At 63.2% G+C, this 18,527-nt stretch carries 19 protein-coding genes and 2 pseudogenes; 9 read left to right on the top strand and 12 right to left on the bottom strand.

Annotated features, from left to right (window positions below):
* Positions 1-85 precede the first annotated feature (85 nt).
* The 10 genes from DTW89_RS12630 to DTW89_RS12585 form a co-directional block, all read right to left on the bottom strand.
* Positions 86-1,474: a GspE/PulE family protein gene (locus DTW89_RS12630; RefSeq protein WP_024812936.1), complete on the bottom strand. Its 1,389-nt coding sequence runs from the start codon at positions 1,472-1,474 to the stop codon at positions 86-88.
* Positions 1,475-1,485: 11 nt separating this feature from the next.
* Positions 1,486-3,729, bottom strand: a complete 2,244-nt coding sequence (gene gspD / locus DTW89_RS12625; RefSeq protein WP_114656204.1) for a type II secretion system secretin GspD — start codon at positions 3,727-3,729, stop codon at positions 1,486-1,488.
* Positions 3,730-3,733: 4 nt separating this feature from the next.
* Positions 3,734-4,549 carry a type II secretion system protein N gene (gene gspN / locus DTW89_RS12620; RefSeq protein ID WP_111867185.1) on the bottom strand — a complete coding sequence of 272 codons (816 nt, stop codon included), beginning with the start codon at positions 4,547-4,549 and terminating at the stop codon, positions 3,734-3,736.
* A 26-nt stretch (positions 4,550-4,575) separates the two neighbouring features.
* The gene (gene gspM / locus DTW89_RS12615) at positions 4,576-5,121 is read right to left on the bottom strand and encodes a type II secretion system protein GspM (protein WP_114656203.1); all 546 of its coding nucleotides are present in this window, start codon (positions 5,119-5,121) and stop codon (positions 4,576-4,578) included.
* Complete coding sequence (locus tag DTW89_RS20065; RefSeq protein WP_442858110.1) at positions 5,118-5,405, bottom strand: hypothetical protein; 288 nt, start codon at positions 5,403-5,405, stop codon at positions 5,118-5,120. The genes gspM and DTW89_RS20065 overlap by 4 nt, the downstream gene beginning before the upstream one ends.
* Entirely contained in the window at positions 5,374-6,843 is a 1,470-nt protein-coding gene (locus DTW89_RS12605) for a multicopper oxidase family protein (RefSeq protein WP_442858109.1), read from the bottom strand. The genes DTW89_RS20065 and DTW89_RS12605 overlap by 32 nt, the downstream gene beginning before the upstream one ends.
* 1 nt (position 6,844) lies before the next feature.
* Complete coding sequence (locus tag DTW89_RS12600) at positions 6,845-8,269, bottom strand: TolC family protein (RefSeq protein ID WP_114656201.1); 1,425 nt, start codon at positions 8,267-8,269, stop codon at positions 6,845-6,847.
* Positions 8,266-8,592, bottom strand: coding sequence for a hypothetical protein (locus DTW89_RS12595; protein ID WP_114656200.1), 327 nt, complete (start codon positions 8,590-8,592; stop codon positions 8,266-8,268). Before DTW89_RS12595 ends, DTW89_RS12600 begins: the two co-directional genes overlap by 4 nt.
* A gap of 163 nt (positions 8,593-8,755) precedes the next feature.
* Positions 8,756-9,190 carry a hypothetical protein gene (locus DTW89_RS12590; RefSeq protein WP_114656199.1) on the bottom strand — a complete coding sequence of 145 codons (435 nt, stop codon included), beginning with the start codon at positions 9,188-9,190 and terminating at the stop codon, positions 8,756-8,758.
* Positions 9,191-9,341: 151 nt separating this feature from the next.
* The gene (locus DTW89_RS12585; RefSeq protein WP_114656198.1) at positions 9,342-9,986 is read right to left on the bottom strand and encodes a YitT family protein; all 645 of its coding nucleotides are present in this window, start codon (positions 9,984-9,986) and stop codon (positions 9,342-9,344) included.
* Between the two features lie 306 nt (positions 9,987-10,292).
* Between DTW89_RS12585 and DTW89_RS12580 the strand changes: the two genes are divergently transcribed.
* The 3 genes from DTW89_RS12580 to DTW89_RS12570 are packed head-to-tail and all read left to right on the top strand — an operon-like array spanning position 10,293 to position 12,818.
* Positions 10,293-11,093: an MlaE family ABC transporter permease gene (locus DTW89_RS12580; RefSeq protein WP_024814801.1), complete on the top strand. Its 801-nt coding sequence runs from the start codon at positions 10,293-10,295 to the stop codon at positions 11,091-11,093.
* A gap of 34 nt (positions 11,094-11,127) precedes the next feature.
* Positions 11,128-12,129: an MlaD family protein gene (locus DTW89_RS12575; RefSeq protein ID WP_024814802.1), complete on the top strand. Its 1,002-nt coding sequence runs from the start codon at positions 11,128-11,130 to the stop codon at positions 12,127-12,129.
* Positions 12,126-12,818 (top strand): hypothetical protein, encoded by a 693-nt coding sequence (locus DTW89_RS12570; RefSeq protein WP_114656197.1) that lies wholly within the window; start codon positions 12,126-12,128, stop codon positions 12,816-12,818. The genes DTW89_RS12575 and DTW89_RS12570 overlap by 4 nt, the downstream gene beginning before the upstream one ends.
* 111 nt (positions 12,819-12,929) lie before the next feature.
* On the opposite strand, the gene DTW89_RS12565 is transcribed toward DTW89_RS12570, so the two are convergent.
* Positions 12,930-13,112, bottom strand: coding sequence for a hypothetical protein (locus DTW89_RS12565; RefSeq protein WP_024814804.1), 183 nt, complete (start codon positions 13,110-13,112; stop codon positions 12,930-12,932).
* Positions 13,113-13,569: 457 nt separating this feature from the next.
* On the opposite strand from DTW89_RS12565, the gene DTW89_RS12560 reads away from it, so the two are divergent.
* A complete protein-coding gene (locus DTW89_RS12560) occupies positions 13,570-14,841 on the top strand; it encodes a tyrosine-type recombinase/integrase (protein ID WP_114656196.1) in 1,272 nt (423 codons plus the stop codon).
* A gap of 68 nt (positions 14,842-14,909) precedes the next feature.
* On the opposite strand, the gene DTW89_RS19325 is transcribed toward DTW89_RS12560, so the two are convergent.
* Complete coding sequence (locus tag DTW89_RS19325; protein WP_147277657.1) at positions 14,910-15,845, bottom strand: hypothetical protein; 936 nt, start codon at positions 15,843-15,845, stop codon at positions 14,910-14,912.
* A gap of 321 nt (positions 15,846-16,166) precedes the next feature.
* Between DTW89_RS19325 and DTW89_RS12550 the strand changes: the two genes are divergently transcribed.
* The 5 genes and pseudogenes from DTW89_RS12550 to DTW89_RS12535 form a co-directional block, all read left to right on the top strand.
* On the top strand, positions 16,167-16,382 hold the full coding sequence (locus DTW89_RS12550; RefSeq protein WP_330863503.1) for an AlpA family transcriptional regulator: 216 nt from the start codon (positions 16,167-16,169) through the stop codon (positions 16,380-16,382).
* A 192-nt stretch (positions 16,383-16,574) separates the two neighbouring features.
* Positions 16,575-17,231 (top strand): inovirus Gp2 family protein, encoded by a 657-nt coding sequence (locus tag DTW89_RS12545; protein ID WP_114656193.1) that lies wholly within the window; start codon positions 16,575-16,577, stop codon positions 17,229-17,231.
* A gap of 263 nt (positions 17,232-17,494) precedes the next feature.
* On the top strand, positions 17,495-17,671 hold the full coding sequence (locus tag DTW89_RS19395) for a hypothetical protein (RefSeq protein ID WP_161555639.1): 177 nt from the start codon (positions 17,495-17,497) through the stop codon (positions 17,669-17,671).
* 81 nt (positions 17,672-17,752) lie between these two features.
* Positions 17,753-18,022, top strand: a pseudogene (locus DTW89_RS12540) (transposase); the annotation flags it as partial.
* Positions 18,023-18,078: 56 nt separating this feature from the next.
* Positions 18,079-18,440, top strand: a pseudogene (locus DTW89_RS12535) (transposase); the annotation flags it as partial.
* Positions 18,441-18,527: the final 87 nt, after the last annotated feature.

The following is an 18,527-nucleotide window of genomic DNA, read 5'->3' as shown; positions in this document are numbered from 1 at the left end:
TCATGGCGCGACGGCGCCAGCACCCTGCGCGATCCAGGCCAGTGCCACCGTGGAACCGGCTTTGCCGGGCCACGGGTGGCGTCCCCTAATCTCTGGTCACTCGCACCACTTCTTCACGGCTGGTGATGCCGGCGGCAATCAGGCGCTCGCCGTCGTCGCGCATCAGCGCCATGCCGTTGGCCAGAGCGGCGGCGCGGATGTCGGCCTCGGAAGCCTGGTTGTGGATCTGGGCGCGGATGGCGTCGGTGGTCACCAGCAACTCGAACACGCCCGTGCGGCCGGCGTAGCCCGTCTGGCCGCAGGCGTCGCAACCCTTGCCCGCACATTGCGTGCAGATCTTGCGCACCAGGCGCTGGGCCAGCACGCCCAGCAGCGACGATGACAGCAGGAAAGGCTCCACGCCCATGTCGGTCAGGCGCGTGACGGCGCTGGCAGCGTCGTTGGTGTGCAGTGTGGCCAGCACCAGGTGGCCCGTCAGCGAGGCCTGGATGGCGATTTGCGCGGTCTCGAAGTCGCGGATTTCGCCAATCATGATGATGTCCGGGTCCTGGCGCAGGATGGCGCGCAGGGCCTTGGCAAAGGTCAGGTCGATCTTGCTGTTGACCTGCGTCTGGCCCACGCCGGGCAGCTCGTATTCGATGGGGTCTTCCACCGTCATGATGTTGTTGCGCGTGGCGTCCAGCCGCGACAGCGCCGCATACAGCGTGGTGGTTTTGCCCGAACCCGTGGGGCCCGTGACGAGCACGATGCCGTGCGGCTGGGCGATCAGGTCTGTAAAGCGGTGCAGGGTGTCGCCCTGCATGCCCACGGCCTCCAGGCTGATCTTGCTTTCGCTCTTGTCCAAGAGGCGCAGCACGGCGCGTTCGCCGTGCGCGCTGGGCAGCGTGGACACGCGCACATCAATGGCGCGGGTGCCCAGGCGCAGGCTGATGCGGCCGTCCTGCGGCAGGCGCTTTTCGGAGATATCGAGGTCGGCCATGATCTTCAGGCGCGAGATCAGGGCGGCGTGCAGCGCGCGGTTGGGTTGCACCACCTCGCGCAGGCTGCCGTCCACGCGAAAACGCACGCTGCTGTGGCGCTCGTAGGGCTCGATGTGGATGTCACTGGCGCCGTCGCGCGCGGCCTGCGTGAGCAGGGCGTTGAGCATGCGGATGATGGGCGCGTCGTCGGCCGTTTCCAGCAGGTCTTCCACGGCGGGCAGCTCTTGCATCATGCGCGAGAGGTCGGCGTCGCTTTCCACCTCGCTCACCACGGTGGCGGCGCTCGATTCGCCCTGCGCATAGGCCGCACTGATGCGCTGGGCCATGCCATGGGCATCAAGCGGCAGCAACTGCTGCACGGGGTGCTTGCGCAGCACTTCCGACAGCGCGCTGGCGTTGGGCTGGGGGCCGTGCCACAGCACCAGCTGCTGGCCGTCGTCCTCCAGCAGCAACTGGGCGGTGCGCGCAAAGGCGTAGGGCAGGGGGTGGCGCATGGCGGGGCTGCTCAGGGCGTTGTGATGGGCGTGCTGATGGGCGCGGGGGCGTAAACCGGTGTGGGCAGAGCGGTTTCGGGGCGCAGCGCGGGCAACACCGGGGCGCCCGAGACAGAGCCCATCACGGCGCTGGGGGCGGGCTGCGCAACCTGCTGCAGCGCGCGGATGGCGTCGTAGCGGTCAAGCATCAGCGCGTCGCTGGCGGCGGCATCGCGCACCACCACGGGGCGCAAGAACACCATCAGGTTGGTCTTCTTGCGCGAGCGGTTCTCGCTGCGAAACAGATTGCCCAGCACGGGGATGTCGCCCATCAGCGGCACCTTGTCCTCGGCCTGCTGGTAGCTGTCTTCCAGCAGACCGCCCAGCACGATGATGCTGCCGTCTTCAACGAGCACGTTCGATTCGATGGAGCGCTTGCTGGTGGTGGGGCCGTTCACGTCTTTGAGAGTGTTGCCGTCGATCTTCGAGACTTCCTGGTAAATCGCCAGCTTGACGGTGCCGTTCTCGTTGATCTGCGGGCGCACACGCAGCATCAGGCCCACGTCCTTGCGCTCCACGGTGGTGAAGGGGTTCACGGTGTTGTTGCCCGTGGTGTTGGCATACGAGCCCGTGACAAAGGGCACGTTGTTGCCGATGACGATCTTGGCCTCTTCGTTGTCCAGCGTCATCAGGTTGGGGGTGGAGAGCACGTTGGCATCGCCACTGTTTTGCAGAAAATTGGCCAGCGCGCCCAGGTAATACTGGCCGTTGACGCGCGGCGCCAGCGCAATGTTCAGGCCCCCGCCGAGCGAGGTCAGCGCCGAGGTGCTGCCCGAGGCAATGCCTGCGGCCAGGCTCAGGATGTTGCCGCCCGACACCGCCGAGTTGGTGCCGATGGCGCCCACCACGCCATCGCCTTTGCTGCCCAGCACGCTTTGCCACTGGATGCCGAACTCGGCCAGCTTGCTGGCCGTGACTTCGACGATCAGGCTTTCCACCAGCACCTGCGCGCGGCGGCCGTCGAGCTTGTCGATCACGGCACGCAGCTGCCGGTATTGGGGCTCGGGCGCGGTGATGATGAGCGAGTTGGTGGTGGGGTCGGCCTGGATCTGCCCGCCGGTCGAGGGCTGGTTGCTGTTGGCGCTGCTGGAGCCGCCGCCCGCGCCCATGCCCAGGCCGCCGCTACCGCCCAGCCCGGCGCTGTTGCTGGAGTTGCTGGCCGATGCCGTGCTGGACGACACCGCAGAGGTCGCGAGCCCGCCAGAGCCGGAAGTGCCCGCTGCGGCAGCGCCGCTGCCGCCTCCTGTGGCCGACATGGCCGCGCGCAGCGTGGTCGCCAGCTTGGTGGCATCGGCATTCTTGAGGTACACCACATGGATGTTGCCGCTGGCCGCGCTGCTGCCGGGCACGGGCGGCTGGTCGAGCTTGTCCACCAGCGCGCGCACCTGGGCCACGCGGGCGGGGTTGGCGGCGCGCAGGATCAGGGCGTTGCTGCGCGGCTCGGCAATCAGCGTGGTCTTGAACGAGGTGTCGCTCTGTCCCTGGGCCGCCGCCGGGGCGGCTGCGCTGCCACCGTCAATCAGCCGCGCCACCAGCGGGGCCAGGTCCGCGGCCACGGCGTTCTTGAGCGGGATTACCTCGACATCGCTGGCATTGGAGACATCCATGGCCGCCACGATGCGCGCCAGGCGCTGCAGGTTGTCGGCATAGTCGGTGATCACCAGCGAGTTGTTGCCGGGGTTCACGTTGATGGTGTTGTTGGGGCTGATCAGCGGGCGCAGCACCGGCACCAGGTTGGCCGCGTTTTCGTAGTTGAGCTTGAAGATCTGCGTGACGATCTGCCCGCCGCCGGGACCGGGGGCGCCGCCGCGCGACACGCTCACGCTGCCGCCCTGCAGCTTGGCGTCGGCCTCGGGCACCACCTTGTACAGGCCGGCGGACTCGACCACCGTGAAGCCCTGCAGACGCAGCGCCGCCAGAAACTGCTGGAAGGCGGCCGCTGGCGTCACGGCGCGTTCGGTGATCAGGGTGAGCTGGCCTTTGACGCGCGGGTCCACCACCACGTTGCGGCCGGTGATGGTGGCCATGGTGCGGGCCACGGCTTCGATCTCGGCGTTGGCGAAGTTGAGCGTGACGGGCTCGCCCGGGCGCACGCTGCTGGTGCCGGTTCCGATGGCCGTTTGTGCATGAATTTGCCCGCTAGCGCTTGCCAGTAAAGCGCAAGCAGCTATCGTATTCAGAGCAAATCGCAGTTGGGGCGAAAGATTGGAAGTCATAGGATCAACCCACGGTGATGATGGAGCGCGCGCCGTTGCGCCGTCCGATGATGTTCAGAAGATTGGCCAGGGCCGCCTCGCGCTCGGGCGTGGCACTGGCCTCGCCCGTGAAGCGCAGGCGCTGGCCTACCCATTGGCCGCTGCCGCTCAGCTGCAGATGGCCGTCAAGCGTGCCCAGGGTGAGCGTGGGCACATCTCCGCCCTGAAGTACCAGCCGGTAGCTGCCCATGGGGCGCAGGGTGGAAAGGCGCGACGACATCGCCCGCGCGTCGAGCTGAACCGTGCCGGTCAGCGCCATGCGCCCTGCGGCCCAGGCGGCCTCGAAGCCCTGGGTCTGCACGGCCAGCTGGCCCTGGGGTTGCAGGGTGTTCCAGGGGGTTCCCAGGCCGGTCAGCAGGCCTGCCGGGAACTGGCTTTGCCCATCGGCCAGAGCCAGCCGCGCGCCGCCCCAGCGTGCATCCAGGCGGGCCTGCAGCGGCGCGGTCATGCAGCACGCGGCATGCACCTGCGCACGCAGGCCGCGCAGCGTGGGGCGCAGCTGCCACTCCAGCCGTCCGGGCAGGGCAGCACGGTCCTGGCTGGCGCCGCCACCGGTCAGCACCAGCTGGGCCGAGCCGGTCCACACCGTGCCGCGTGCCTGGGCCAGCAGCACTTGCCCGCCGGTGGCACTGTCCACCGCCCGGGCCAGCCACTGTGCTGGCGCAAAGCTGATCACCGCAGGCAGCACTCCCACCAGCACCCCGGCTGCAGCCCAGCCCCAGGGCGAGCGCGGAGCTGCCGTGGCGGCTAACCGCTGGCGGGGACGCAGGGAAGAAGACACGTTGCGAAACACGAGAGGGACGCCGTTCAGCGCGCGGGCAGTGCCAGCACCAGGCTGCCGTCCCAGCGCGGCGCCGCCGCAGCGGGCGCATTGCCCAGGGTGGCGGGTGGCGTTGCGCCCGCAGCCGCCAGCGCGCTGCGCGTGAGACGGGCTTCCACCGGCACAGCCAGCGCATTGCTGCGTGCCTGGGCCAGCCATTGCGCCAGGGCGTCGGCGGGCGCGCCCTTCAGGGCGATGGTGGCGCGGTCGCCCACCAGGCTGAGCTGGGCGGTGGCGCCCAGGCGCTGGGTCAGCGACGCGCGCAGGCTGCCCACGGCGTCGCCCGGTGTGCCGCGCGGCGCGGCCTGCAGTTGCAAGGCTTCGGCCTGCAGGCTTTGCATGCGCTGCAACTGGGCATCCAGGGCGGCATGGCGGGCGGGGGCCGTGCGCAGCGTTTTCAGGGCTGGCGCCAGGGCCACCCACCACAGCAGCGCCAGGGCCACGATGGCGCTTGCAGCCAGAACCAGGTTTTGCTCGCGAGGGGCCAGGGCCTTCCAGCGCTGTTGCAAGGTGTGGTGGGTGGGGGTGCTCATGGCGTTGTCTCCGCGCGCAGCGACAGGCTGCCATCGTCCATGCGGGCGCCATAACCCGCGGTCTGCAGCCGGGTGACCATGGCGGTGTGCTCTTCGTCCGTCAGCGTGATGCCGCGCAGGCGCAGCTCACCTGCGGTGTATTCCAGTGCATTGGGCAGCTGGCCTTCGGGCAGGGCCGCGCCCGCCGCAGCCAGCAGGGGCTCCAGGTCGCGTGGCGAGACGCTGCCAGCGGCCTGGCGCAGCACGGCCAGCTCACGCTCCATTTGAACCGGGGCATCCACCACCACCTGCACCTTCGGAAATGTCTGGGTGAGTGCATTGCGCACACCAGCTTGCTTGGCGGCGAGCGCGTCGCGCTCTTGCCAGGCCCACGCGTTCAGGCCAACCAGGTGGGCCGCCGCCAGCAGGCCGACGCCCCAGCGTGCCGCCCGCCATTGCGGCGCCCGTCCACTCATGGGCCTGTGTGCCCGGCGGTTGCGGGAAGTCGCCCGGGTCGCGGTAGTCGCCCGCGCTCTGGTTGGCGCGCACCTTGAAGGTGGTGAACATGCCGCCCATCTCCAGCGGGCCAAAGGGGCCAGTGCCGGTCATCATGGGGAAGGTGTTGTCGGGCAGCGGCATCTCCATGGCGCCCATGTCGGCCATGCCGCGCTCGCCCATCACCATGTAGTCTGGCACGATCTTCTGGATTTTTCCGACCAGGCCGCGGTGGTCCACCCCGATCATGGTGGGCACGCTGTGCCCCATGGCGCCCATGGTGTGGTGGCTCTTGTGGCAGTGCAGGGCCCAGTCACCGGGCTCGTCGGCCATCAGCTCAATCTGGCGCATCTGGCCCACGGCCACGTCGGTGGTCACTTCGGGCCAGCGCGCGCTTTTGGGCACGGGGCCGCCGTCGGTGCCGGTCACTTCAAACTCGTGCCCGTGGATATGAATGGGATGGTTGGTCATGGTGAGGTTGCCCACGCGGATGCGCACGCGCTCGCCCAGGCGCGCCACCAGCGGGCTGATGGCGGGGAAGACGCGGCTGTTCCAGCACCAGATGTTGTGGTCCAGCATGGTGTTGACCTTGGGCGTCATGCTGCCGGGCTCCACGTCAAAGGCGTTGAGCAAAAACGCGTAGTCGCGCTGCACCTTGGCAATCTGCGGGTGCGCGGCCTTGGGGTGCGTGATCCACAGGCCCATCATGCCCATGGCCATCTGCACCATCTCATCGGCATGGGGGTGGTACATGAAGGTGCCGGGGCGGCGTGCCACAAATTCATAGACAAAGGTTTTGCCAGCCGGAATCGCGGGCTGGTTGAGCCCGCCCACCCCGTCCATGCCGTTGGGCAGGCGCTGGCCGTGCCAGTGGATGGTGGTGTGCTCGGGCAGGCGGTTGGTGACGAAGATGCGCACGCGGTCGCCCTCGACCACTTCGATGGTGGGCCCGGGGCTTTGGCCGTTGTAGCCCCACATGTTCACCATGAAGCCGGGCGCCACCTCACGCACTACGGGCTCGGCCACCAGGTGGAACTCTTTCACGCCCGCGTTCATGCGCCAGGGGGCGGTCCAGCCGTTGAGTGTGACCACGGGGTGGTAGGGGCGGCCCGTGGGTGGGTGCAGTGGCGCTGCGGTGTCGGCGCTGGTCTGCATGGCGGGCTCGGGCAGCGCAGCCATGGCCACGCGGCTGACGGAAGCTGCGGCCACAGCCGTGGCCGCGCCGGAGAAGAAATTGCGGCGGTTCATGTCAGTGGCCTTGAGGGGTTGCTGTGGCTGCGGTACCAGATGCCAAGCCTTGCAAGGCGCCCGGTGAGGTGCCTGTGAGGGCAAGCTGCAGGTCGGTCTCGGCCAGCCAGAAGTCGCGCTGCGCTTCGATGGCGTGGGCCACGGCCTGGGTGCTGTTGCGCGCTTCGGCCAGCATGTCCCACACGCTGGCCAGCATGCCGTTGTAGCGCAAGGTGGTCTCGTCGCTGATGAACTGGCGCAGCGGCACCACCTCGCCCTGCTGCTGGCGCGCCAGGTCGAGCGCGGTGCGGTAGGTCAGCCAGGCGGCACGCACTTCGCCGCGGGCGCGCACGGCGGTGTCTTGCAACTGGGCGGCGCTTTGCTCTACCTCGGCCTGCGCACGGGTGCGGGCTGCGCCGCCCCAGTCGAACAACGGCAGGGGCAGCTCCAGCTCCCAACCTCGCGTGGTATCACGGTGGCCGCCATCGCGGTCGGTGGTGGTGTTGCGGCTGTAGGCCACGCCGATATCGCCAAACACGGCACCCGCACGGCTCCAGCCCTGGCGGGTGGCCTGGGTGTCGAGCTGGCGGCGGGCGGCTTGCACATCAAGGCGCTCGCGCAGCGCGGTGGCTTCGATGCCGTCTGCAGGCAAGGCGTTGGCGGGCAGTGGGGGCAGTGGTGCTGCCAAGCGGTATTGCGCTTGCAGCCCCCACACGCCCATGCGGCGGTTGAGCTGCTCGCGTTCGGTGGCGGCGGCCAAGCGGGCGCGGGCCAACTGGGCGCGGGCGTCGTTCAGCACGGCCTGTTCGCGCGCTTGCTGCAAGCGACTCCAGTTGCCCACGCGCACCATGCGGCGGGCCAGCTCGGCCCCGGCCTCGGCGGCTTCGACCATGCGCTCGTGTGCTGCAGCCACCTGCTCGGCGGCCACGGCGCGCAGCCAGGCGCGGCGGGTATCAAAGGCCAGCGTGACCACGTCTTGCGCCGTTTGCAGCGTGGCGATCTGCAGGCGCTCGGCCTGCCGCGCCGTGCGCCAGGGCAGGGTGACGAGGTCGAGCACGCTGAAAGCCAGCGTGCGCTCAATCTCGCGCTCATGGCTGTTGGTAAAGCGCCCCAGAGCCAGGTGCGGATTGGGCAGCGTGATGGCTTGCACCCGTTCGGCATCGGCTACGCCCAGCGCGGCCAGCCGGGCGTGCAGCCCGGGGTTGTTGAGCAGTGCAATGCGCACGGCGGCATCCTGCGTGATGGGCTGGGCCAGCCAGTCGTTGATGGACTGCTGCGCCTGGGTGCGGGCGGTAGGGTCGGTGGCGGGCAGGGCGGCTTCTGTGCCCCCGGTGCGGCCTGCCGTGAGCGCGGCCACGTCGCCGCGCAAGCCGTCGGGTGCGACGCTGGCGCAGCCCGCCAGCACGGCCGCAGCGCCCAGCAGGGACGCGCGATGGAAGGCATTCATGGTTTGCCCCCGTGCATTGGCATGTGGTGGCGCATGGGCTGGGTGCCGGGGCCTGAATGCGGCTGACCGCCCGGTGTCGCTGGCGGTGTGTGCGTCGGGCTGAGGGCGGGGCTTGCGGCAGACTGCTGCTCCCACGCCAGGATGTCGGCGTGGCCGCGCGGAAATGCGGCTACTGCTTGATGGGCCTCACGCCAGGCGTTGGGGGCGGGCGTGCTGTTCCCCAGCGGCAAGGGCGCCATGCCAGGGTGAACGAGCGGGGCCCCCGGCGCTTCGGGGTTGGCCGCATCCTGCAGGAAGGCCGGGCTTTGGGCCAGCGCAATCAAAGGCGTCAGCAGCCCAAGGCGTGCAGTCTGCCGGAGAAAAAAAACAGTGAATCGGGGGCGCGCATGGCGATCTCCAGACAACGAACAGAACATTGCGCTGCCGCCTGATGCGCCCCGGGGGAGCGGGTTCAGGCCGTGGCAGACGCACTTCGGGCGTCGGAGATCAGGCGATGGGTGGTTTGATGGTGCGTGCGGCCTGCACGCTGGCGAACGGAACGCTGTCCGCAGACCGCACTGCGCCACGCAGGTGCAGGGGCTGCGCTGGCAGCGCGGGCGGCGCCAGCATGGCCGAGTGGCAGATATCGCAGTCCGCGCAACTGGGACTGTGTTCGTGCGGGCCGCATTCGCTGGTGGGGGTGTCGTGGCAGTTGACCGGCGCCGCGGCATGGTGGTCATCGCCCGGGGTTGCGTGCAGTGCGTGCCCTGGGTGCCCTGCAATGGCGCTGGCATGCGCAGTGGGGGTTGCTGGGGCTGCATTTTGAACGGTCTGCACGGACTGAATCGGCAGCGGTGGCACCACCCCGGCGGCCATGGCGGTACCCATGAGGCCCCTCAGGACCAGCATGACGACCAAAGCCAACGACAGAATGCGACGCATAGGTAAATGATAGACGCCGCCACGAAAAGGTTCCTTGGTGGCGCGGTGCCCCTTCTTGCCGTGGGGTTGGCCGCCATCACTGCTGCGGGCAAGCACGGGGGTTTTGACCACGCCTGCGAAGTACCCGGGTAGAGGGATGGGTATGGCGGGGCTACACCGCCATGTAGCGCCCGGGCCGGTGGTTCATGGCCAGCACCAGATTCAGGGCCACGGCACCGGCAATCGACCAGGCCACGCGCAGGGGCTCTACCGACCACAGTGCCAGCAGCACGATGCAGCAATCCACCGCCATCTGCACTTTGCCGGCGCGCCAGCCATACCGGTCTTGCAGATACAGCGCCAGAATGCCCACGCCGCCCAAGCTGCAGCGGTGGCGAAACAGCACCAGAAAGCCCGTGCCCGTGATCAACCCGCCTGCGATGGCGGCATACAGAGGTTGCAGGTGCGAGAACTGCAGGAACTGCGTCTGCAACTCGGTCAGCACCGACAGCAGCAGCACGGCGGCAAAGGTCTTGATCGTGAACGCCCGCCCCAGCTTGCGCAGGGCCAGCCAGTAAAAAGGCAGGTTGAGCACAAAGAAAATCTTGCCAAAGCCGATGCCCGTGGCGTAGTGCAGCAAAAAAGCCAGCCCGGCCGTGCCGCCGGTCAGCAGCCCGGCGCTGGTGAAAAAAGCCACGCCCACCGAGATCAGCAGCACGCCGGTAAACACCGCCACCGCGTCTTCGGTGAGGGTGTGCGGTGCGGTAGCGGCGGGAGGTGGCATGGCGGGAGCGGGAGCAGTGGTCGTGCGGGTCATGGTGGTGGGGCGTGGCGGGAGTGGATTGGAGCACGCACGGGGCAGGCCGGGCTTGCTTTGTGTCAACCACGGGCCGTGAGGGAGAGGGGGCTATATCGCAATCAAAATAATAGCATCTAACGCTTTATGGATAAGCGCTTGCGTGTGTTTTATGTGCCAACCATCTTCATTTTGGCGGGTTGCCTGGACGTTGTCTGAGAAAACTCTCTGGCGCTACTAAAATAGTAGCTGTAGGCGCTTACCAGTAAAGCGCTAGAGTGGTATTTTGTTCAAATTCCACAGCGGTGCGGACGTTATGATCCCCCCATGCTCTCCCACCTGCCCGGATATTCCTTGCCCGAGCGCCTGTGGCGCACCGCTCGGCGCTGGGCGCTGGCCTGGGGGCGCATTGTGTACCTCGGCGCGGTGATGCTGGTGCTGGTGCTGTCGCCCTCCAGTTACACCCGGGCGGCACGCCGCACGCTGGCGCGCCACATTTACCTCGACACGGCGCCCATCCTGATGGGGTTCACGGTGCTGGCGGCGTTGCTGGCACTGGTCATCACGCGCATCGTGGTGGTGACGGCGCTGAGCTATGGGCTGTCGCGCTATGCGCTCGAAATGGTGATTCGCGTGCTGGTACTCGAACTCATCCCGCTCACGGCCACGCTGTTTGTAGCGATGCGTTGCACCATTCCCCATGGCACCCAGCTGGCGCTGCTGCGCCAGTCGGGTCACTTTGACGCCCTGCGTGCCCAGGGCGGTGACCCCGTGCGCATGGAGCTGCTACCGCGTGTGGTCGCCGGTGTGTTTGCCAGCATCACGCTGGCAGCGCTGTCGTGCGTGGTGGCGCTGATCATGGCTTACATCAGCGTGTATGGCTTCAACCTGGCTGGCCTGCCCAGCTACACGCGCATGTTCGGCCATGTGTTCTCGCCCGCGGTGACGCTGGTGTTTGCCCTCAAGACGCTGTTTTCCAGCCTGGCCGTGGCCTTGATTCCCACCACGGCCGGCATGTACGACGCGGGCGAGGGCGTCACACCCGATTCCGAGCTGGGCGGCCTCGCACGCATGTTCGCCGTGCTGCTGCTGATCGAGGTGGGCTCGCTCGTCGGCAACTACTATTGATACCGATGGCTTTACCGAACCCTTGCAGCGCTCCATGACAGACCCAAACCCTTCCACCTCGCCGCAACCTACGCCGGTGGTCGAAACACTGCGCCCGGTGGCCCATCTGCAGCTCAAGGCCATGGCGCTGCTGTTGTTTACCCTGGCGCTCATCGTGGGCTCGGGCCTGTATTTGCTGTATGCGCGCGGCGCCTTTGAGCCCACGCAAACGCTGGTGCTCACGGCCGACGATTCCGAAGGCGTGGTGGTGGGCATGGACATGACGTTCTCGGGTTTCCCCATCGGCCGGGTGCGGCGCATTGAGCTGTCGGACGACGGCAATGCCCGCATTCTTGTGGACGTGCCGCGCAAGGACGCGCACTGGCTGCGCCAGTCGAGCGTGTTCACGCTGGTGCGTGGCCTCGTGGGAGGCACCAATATCCGTGCCTACACCGGCATGCTCAGCGACCCGCTTTTGCCCGATGGCGCTGTGCGCCCTGTGCTGCGCGGCGACGCCACGGCCGAAATCCCCCAGCTCATGTCGTCAGCGCGTGAACTGCTGGGCAATCTCAATGCCCTCACGGCCCAGGATGCCGCCTTGGGCACCAGCCTGGGTCAGGTGCAGGAACTGGCCGCACGGCTGAACGGGCCGGGCGGCGCGCTGGGTGTGCTGATGGGCAGCGAAGCCGATGCCAAAAAGATCGTGGCCACGCTGGACCGCACCAATGCCTTGCTCGCCCGCCTCGATGGCATGGTGGCGCGCGCCGACCGCCAGGTCTTTGGCCAGGATGGCAGCAAGGACGCCCTGGTGCCCGAGGTTCGGGCGACCGTGGTGCAACTCAATGGCCTGCTGGCCGACACCCGCACCAGCCTCAAAAAGGTGGACGCGGTGCTGGTGGAGGCGCAAGCCGTTGGCGCCAACGCACGCGAGGCCACTACCGACCTGGGCGCCCTACGCGCCGAGGTGGAAAGCAACCTGCGCAAAGTGGAAAGCCTGGTCAACGAGATCAACCGCAAATGGCCCTTTGCCCGCAACACGGAGCTGCAACTGCCATGACCACCCTCGCCGCAGTGCCGAAGCGCGTTTACCGTTGGAGTGCGCTGTGCCTTGGCCTGGCGCTGGCGGCCTGTGCCAGCGGCCCACCGACCCCCGAATGGCAGATAGACGCCCATGGGGCATCGCAAAAGGCCCAGGACGCCTATCTTGCGGGTGACACCCGGGTCGAGCAGCTGGAATGGAACCGCGCCCGCGAAGCCCTCGCCCGCACGGGCCGCCTGGATTTGCTGGCCCGGCTGGAACTGCTGCGCTGCGCCGGGCGTGTGGCCAGCTTGGTGTTTGAACCATGTGCCGGGTTTGACGCGCTGCGCCAAGATGCCCCCGCCGCCGAAAAAGCCTACGCGGACTATCTGGCCGGGCAGCTCACGTCGCAAGACATGGAACTACTGCCCCCTGCCCAGCGCAACGCGGCCCAGGCCGCGCAAACAGATGCAGGGGCCCAGCTTTCCGGCATTGAGGACCCCCTTTCGCGCCTGGTCGCGGCGGGCGTCTTGCTCAAAACCGGTCATGCCACGCCTGCCACCCTGTCGATCGCGGTGGAAACAGCATCGGCACAGGGCTGGCGCAGACCCTTGCTGGCTTGGCTGCTGGTGCAGGTTGAGCGGGCGCGGGCCGCAGGGGATACCCAGGCCGTTGCCAGCCTGCGGCGGCGCATCGCCGTTGTCGAGCGTGGCGGCAAGCAGGAGTGATCGGTGTGGTGCCGTTGGTGGGAGCATTCCCAGCGGCGCTCCGCACCGCCGTGACATCCCCAGCACGCCGCAGTGGGCAGTGGGCAATGACAATAGGGTGCTTGCTCAGGCCTACTCAAACAGAGAGGTTGGCAACAACTGGTCCAGCTGATGGGGCAGGTGCGTCATGGAGTCGGCAGACTGCACGGCAATATCGGGCAGCAACCCCAGCACGGCAGCCACAACGGCCAGCACCACCGTGACAGTGAATGCCACGATGGCGCGTGTACCGGGTTGAAAGTGGTAGCGGTTCATGGCGCGAATCCTCAACAAAAGAAAAGGATCAGGAGGCCTCAATGACCCCCAACGAGCCTCAATGGCTTGTCGGTGAGATTTCAACAAACCGCGTCGGTTCCGTCTGTAAGACAACGGCGAAACCTGCGACTCCAGAAGCGGAGTTACGGTCGGTTGCAATCTGGGTGGGTAGAGCGAAGGTTGGCTGACCCAAGAGCCTGCCGCCGTAGGAAATTCAAGGCAGCGCTGTGGAATCGGCGAAAAGCAAAACGGGCCCAGAGGGCTCGTTTTTACTGTATCAATGGCGGAGAGGGCGTCCGTTCTCTTGGTGTCCAGCACTTTCTAATGAACAGTAGAAAACAATTAAAAATCAACATGTTGCGAAATTTGATTGTCTAATGACGTCCAGCCGGATCTCGCCAAATCCAGATCTTTATGTGGGATAAGATGTGGGTCAAAGAGTTCGACGGAGAGTGTTATGCCAAGAAAGGCGAAGGAGCTGTCAGCGCTGGCAGTCTCGAAGCTTAAGACCGAAGGACGTCACGCTGTGGGCGGCGTGGACGGATTGCATCTTCGCGTTTCGGGTGAATCTCGGGCATGGGTGCTGCGCATTGCCGTTGGTTCGCGTGTTGGTAGTGATGGCCGCACTACCGTTCACCGTAGGGATGTTGGGCTCGGAGGCTATCCCGAGGTCTCCCTGGGTGAAGCACGGGATCGCGCTCGTGAACTGAGGAAGCAGGTGCGTGATGGCGTAGATCCAGTTCTGAAGCGTCAGGCAGCAAAGGTGCAGTTGGCAGTGGAGACGGCCAAAGCCAAGACCTTCGAGGACTGCGCGGTTGCGTACATCGATGCCAATCGAGTCGGCTGGAAGAACGAAAAGCATGTCCAGCAGTGGACCAACACGCTGGCGACCTATGTCTATCCGAAGTTCGGCCATCTCCCTGTGGCGTCGATCGATACGGGAATGGTGCTGGACGTGCTCCAGCAATCCGTGGGCAAGGCCGGCGAGACCCTATGGCTCAACAAAACAGAAACGGCCAGCCGACTGCGTGGACGCATTGAATCCATCCTGGATTGGGCTGCATTTCGGGGATACCGTCAGGGAGAGAACCCAGCCCGCTGGAAAGGCCACCTCGAACACGAGCTACCCGCTCGCAACAAAGTGCAGAAAGTCGAGCACCATGCTGCACTCCCCTATGCCGAGATGGCCGCATTCATGGCTGAACTGCGATCCAAGGAAGGCGTGTCAGCCCGCGCATTGGAATTTGCGATCCTGACGGCAGCCCGCTCAGGCGAAGTACGCGGTTCCAAGTGGCCGGAGATCGACCTGCAAAACAAAATCTGGACCATCCCCGCCGAACGTATGAAGGCAGGCAAAGAACATCGAGTGCCCCTGGCCAGCCAGGTCATCGCACTTTTGAAGGCGTTGCCGCGTGATGAAAATACCGATCACGTTTTCCTTGCACCCAGGGGAGGCCAACTCTCCGATATGTCCTTGACGGCCGTGTTGCGTCGCATGGGGCGAGCTGGACTAACTCAGCACGGATTCCGCTCGACCTTTCGTGACTGGGCGGGCGAGACAACTACCTATCCTCGTGAGGTGTGCGAACACGCTTTGGCCCATAGATTGGCCGACGGCGTTGAAGCAGCCTACCAGCGAGGTGACCTCTTGGCCAAGCGTGCTGGCCTGATGTCCGATTGGGCTAAGTATTGCGGCGCAGCGCCTCGGAAAGAGGCCTCCAGCAACTAAGAAAACAATCAACAGAACGAGCAGCCTGTACCGGACGTCCGGTACAGGTTGCTTTTCTTTTGTTAATTTCATTCGAGTGGTGTTGTCAGGAGGGCTTTTCGTTCAAGTCGCTCTGATATGTAGCGTTCATGCTTGGCTTCGGACTCAACAAGCAGTTCAATGATTTCTGTGCGGCTTAATCCATGCCTGTGTGCGAGCATTTCGAGTTTCAACACAGTCTTCTCGGAGAGTACGAAATTGCACTGCTTCTTGTCCTTCGTGTTCTCTCTGCGCTGTTTCTGACTCCAGGTTTTTTTGGCCTCCTTGCCGAAAACCTCCTTTGCGGTTGCCGAAAATCGAGTTTGATCGAAGAAGATTAATAATTCCTCATGGCTCAGGAATTGTGATTGTCCATGGGTGAGGAGGTAGTCCCTGGATTTCAGCCATCCCCAGAAAAAATCTCTCTTTTTCTCTGCGTCGGCGTCGTCTAGCCATGCCAAATGCAGGTCTTGTCTCGTGTGATATTGCCAATCATGCTGCATCCGTTTGCAGTACTCGATTGCTTCCTCCATTTTAGTGAATGCTTTGGAAGTCAAATAGTCAAAAATTGCGATGCTTAGCTCCCTTCTGAGTAAATGATGCGGAATGCCGGCTTGGAATGCTGCAGGGGTTGGAGGTGGGACGGCTTGGGAGGTGTTTGGGGTCCATGCACTCCGGCTTTGAGCGATGTACGCCGTGATGTACGTCTGTATCCAGCGCGACTGGCGATAGTTGTCGGTTATCCAATTTAAGTAGTGCTCTGGGATTATATTGAATTGCAGGTCGTGTCGGATCTCATTTGCGAGAGCCCAGTCTTGGTGTAGGTGGTTCGCGAGAAAATCCCTAAGACTAGAAGGTGTTGTCTTTATATTGGTCAGCGATGGATCTTTTTGTGTGAGCGAAATCCATACGAATGACTCAATGCGGCTTGAGTAAGCCTCGTTTCCGATAATTCTTGCAAGATTGTCATTGGGTAGAATGGCCATTTTATTCTAGAAGTAATATGGAATTGATCCTGATGTTTAACAGAATAATTCTAAACGATAAATAGAAGGCTTCAAGATGCTAACTAGAACGATTGTAGATGTTTTGTTGTAGATGCTGGCACTCTATAGGCCTAGTGCTCTATAGACAATCCATGCCTCTGTTCTCTTGATGAAACACTTTCAGAACAGTGCGCCATGGGTTGATGCTGCCTGGAGAGGGTGTTCTGGATCTTCAGTGTCTATGCCTGCTAAAGCATCTGTTCCGCTCGAAACAGCGAAGCTTGTGGATCCCGTTTGGGAAAAAAAATATACCCCGAACGAATGCTTTGGACAAACTACCAAAGAGTACAAAGCATGCGCGTTTTGAGATTTCCAATGGTGAGCGAGTTGACCGGTTTGCCGCGATCAACGCTCTATTTGTATATGAAGAATGATCAGTTTCCGAAGCCGGTAAAGCTGGGGGTTCGGTCAGTAGGATGGATCAAAGAAGAAGTGGATGAGTGGCTGCGACTGCGAAAGAGTTTGAGAATTAATTAATCGGAATCCCATTTTTCCAGAGTAAATATTCTTTGTATTTTTGTGAATGTTCCTTTGGTTTCTTGGGTCTGCAGTATTTTGGTGGGCGCTATCTGCTTGTTTGCGAACTAGGTATTGGTAGTATAGATATATATGGATATATAGAATATAAATATATCACTCAAGACCTAATTTATTTATGTAAGGATTGACATGTTTTATGATAACTTGAATAAGAATCATCACCCGCATTTTTCTGGTGAATACAATTCTATGCCTTTGATGGGTGGGAATTACCCGATGATAAGGGAGTATCTTGAGGCGTTGAATTCGGTTGTTGGAAAGGCTCTGAGTCAGTATCGAAGGGTCTTTGCGTTCAGGTTTGATCTTCATATGCCTGCTGATGTTGATGCCAATTCTGATGGCTTCTGCAATTCCGTTGTGTCCAGATTCATTGAGTCCTTCAAGGCAAAGATTCGACATAACAGGAAGTGTGCTGCTAAGACGGTATCCTTTGTTCACAACACCGTGGTCAGATATTTTTGGGTCAGAGAGGTGGGTGATATTGGGAGAGTGCACTACCACTTCGTAGTTCTTTTCAATGGGGATGCTTTTAATTGGTTGGGTCGTTACCAGGGTTCCGGTGGAAACACGGTCAATCGAATTTGGGAGGCATGGGCAAGTGCCCTGGGTGCGACGGTTGAGAGCGTGAAGCCCTTGGTGCACTTTCCAGAGAATCCGTCCTACACGCTCTTCCGCGACGATCCGGAATCCGTTGCGGCATTCTTTCAGCGTGCGAGCTATCTGTGCAAGGCTAGGACGAAGCAATATGGATTCGGTCACCACGGTTATGGTGCGAGCAGAAATTGATGCAGGGGGCATGTGAAGAGTGCTTGCTGGGACTGAACGATGGGGCAGGGTTCGTGGTGCCAAGTAGCCCAGTTTTCCCTCTATAACGAGTAACCGGAATCAGTGGTCCCCAAATCCCGGCATGCGCACCCCGGTTATCCCCGCGGACCATGTCCAAGGTTGTGCACAACTGCTGGAACAACTCGCGCAAGTGGCGTCAGCTCTAATTTTGCTGCGGTTGCTTAAAAACAAGGCATTGGGGCTGCGCGGCCTGGATATGCTGGTTGTTTATCCAGCACTCCTGTCCTGCCGAAACCCTCGATCTTTCCCGGCCCGTGGCTGCCAGCACCCTTGCGGAGACGATCAATCTGCTGGATTTCCATATGCCGGCAGGCTTTCCCTCGCCTGCCGAGGGGTTTTTTGATGGGCTTTTGTGGCGTGAACCCCTAACAGGCTGCTGAAATACCCACCACCGTCACTCCTCGGTTGACGCCTTGCCACGACAATCAAGGCACCCTACCGACCAGACAGACGAGCCATCCATGCGCGGAGCCGACACCTTCACCGAGAGCCTGTTCACGATGCGCCATCTCGATGACTTCGTGCCCGCCGACCACCCCCTGCGGGTGATCCGCATCATGGTCAACAAGGCCCTGGAGAAGATGGACGATCTGTTTGCCCAGATGTATGCGGCCGACATCAAGGGCGGGCGCCCCAGCATTGCCCCCGAGAAGCTGCTGCGCGCCATGCTCATCCAGGTGCTCTACAGCGTGCGCTCGGAGCGCCAGCTCATGGAGCAGACCCAGTACAACTGTCATGGTCCAATGAAATAGGACACCTCGATAGGGGCCCATAGACCCCAGAGGAGATGACGAACATGGAAGACAAAAGAGCGCGCAGGGCGTTTGACGCAGCCTTCAAGCTGCAAGTGGCCAAGATGGTCCGACAACAGAATCTGAGCGTGGCTCAGGTCAGCAAGGATCTGGATCTGGTTGACAGCGCGGTGCGCCGCTGGCTGGCGCAGTACGACCAAGAGGCGGCCGGGCGCCCAGGTGTTGGCAAACCATTGACGGCCGAGCAGCAACGCATTCGGCAATTGGAGTCTCAGGTCAGGCAATTGCAATCGGACAATGAACTCTTAAAAAAAGCGTCGGCCTTCTTCGCCCGGGAAATGAAATGATTCAGGACCTCAGTAGTGTCCGGTTAAAAGTTGAACAAATTCAACTGGTTAGCGATGGGTGTCTCAATGGATTGGGATCGGTCGGCCTGCAAGGCGCATGAAATCTGGGTTTTCTCAAAAACTGACACTGACAAGAT

Source organism: Acidovorax sp. BoFeN1 (assembly GCF_003345135.1).
Lineage (GTDB): Bacteria > Pseudomonadota > Gammaproteobacteria > Burkholderiales > Burkholderiaceae_C > Acidovorax > Acidovorax defluvii.
The sequence above is the reverse complement of the archived record's forward strand: the minus strand, read 5'-3'. Positions and strand labels throughout refer to the sequence as shown.

Excerpts from the sequence above, each read along its gene's own strand:
- DTW89_RS12630 (WP_024812936.1), bottom strand. The coding sequence starts at position 1,474 with ATGCGCCACCCCCTGCCCTACGCCTTTGCGCGCACCGCCCAGTTGCTG.
- gspD (WP_114656204.1), bottom strand. The coding sequence starts at position 3,729 with ATGACTTCCAATCTTTCGCCCCAACTGCGATTTGCTCTGAATACGATA.
- gspM (WP_114656203.1), bottom strand. The coding sequence starts at position 5,121 with ATGAGCACCCCCACCCACCACACCTTGCAACAGCGCTGGAAGGCCCTG.
- DTW89_RS12605 (WP_442858109.1), bottom strand. The coding sequence starts at position 6,843 with ATGAACCGCCGCAATTTCTTCTCCGGCGCGGCCACGGCTGTGGCCGCA.
- DTW89_RS12600 (WP_114656201.1), bottom strand. The coding sequence starts at position 8,269 with ATGAATGCCTTCCATCGCGCGTCCCTGCTGGGCGCTGCGGCCGTGCTG.
- DTW89_RS12590 (WP_114656199.1), bottom strand. The coding sequence starts at position 9,190 with ATGCGTCGCATTCTGTCGTTGGCTTTGGTCGTCATGCTGGTCCTGAGG.
- DTW89_RS12585 (WP_114656198.1), bottom strand. The coding sequence starts at position 9,986 with ATGACCCGCACGACCACTGCTCCCGCTCCCGCCATGCCACCTCCCGCC.
- DTW89_RS12580 (WP_024814801.1), top strand. The coding sequence starts at position 10,293 with ATGCTCTCCCACCTGCCCGGATATTCCTTGCCCGAGCGCCTGTGGCGC.
- DTW89_RS12575 (WP_024814802.1), top strand. The coding sequence starts at position 11,128 with ATGACAGACCCAAACCCTTCCACCTCGCCGCAACCTACGCCGGTGGTC.
- DTW89_RS12570 (WP_114656197.1), top strand. The coding sequence starts at position 12,126 with ATGACCACCCTCGCCGCAGTGCCGAAGCGCGTTTACCGTTGGAGTGCG.
- DTW89_RS12565 (WP_024814804.1), bottom strand. The coding sequence starts at position 13,112 with ATGAACCGCTACCACTTTCAACCCGGTACACGCGCCATCGTGGCATTC.
- DTW89_RS12560 (WP_114656196.1), top strand. The coding sequence starts at position 13,570 with ATGCCAAGAAAGGCGAAGGAGCTGTCAGCGCTGGCAGTCTCGAAGCTT.
- DTW89_RS19325 (WP_147277657.1), bottom strand. The coding sequence starts at position 15,845 with ATGGCCATTCTACCCAATGACAATCTTGCAAGAATTATCGGAAACGAG.
- DTW89_RS12550 (WP_330863503.1), top strand. The coding sequence starts at position 16,167 with ATGCTTTGGACAAACTACCAAAGAGTACAAAGCATGCGCGTTTTGAGA.
- DTW89_RS12545 (WP_114656193.1), top strand. The coding sequence starts at position 16,575 with ATGTTTTATGATAACTTGAATAAGAATCATCACCCGCATTTTTCTGGT.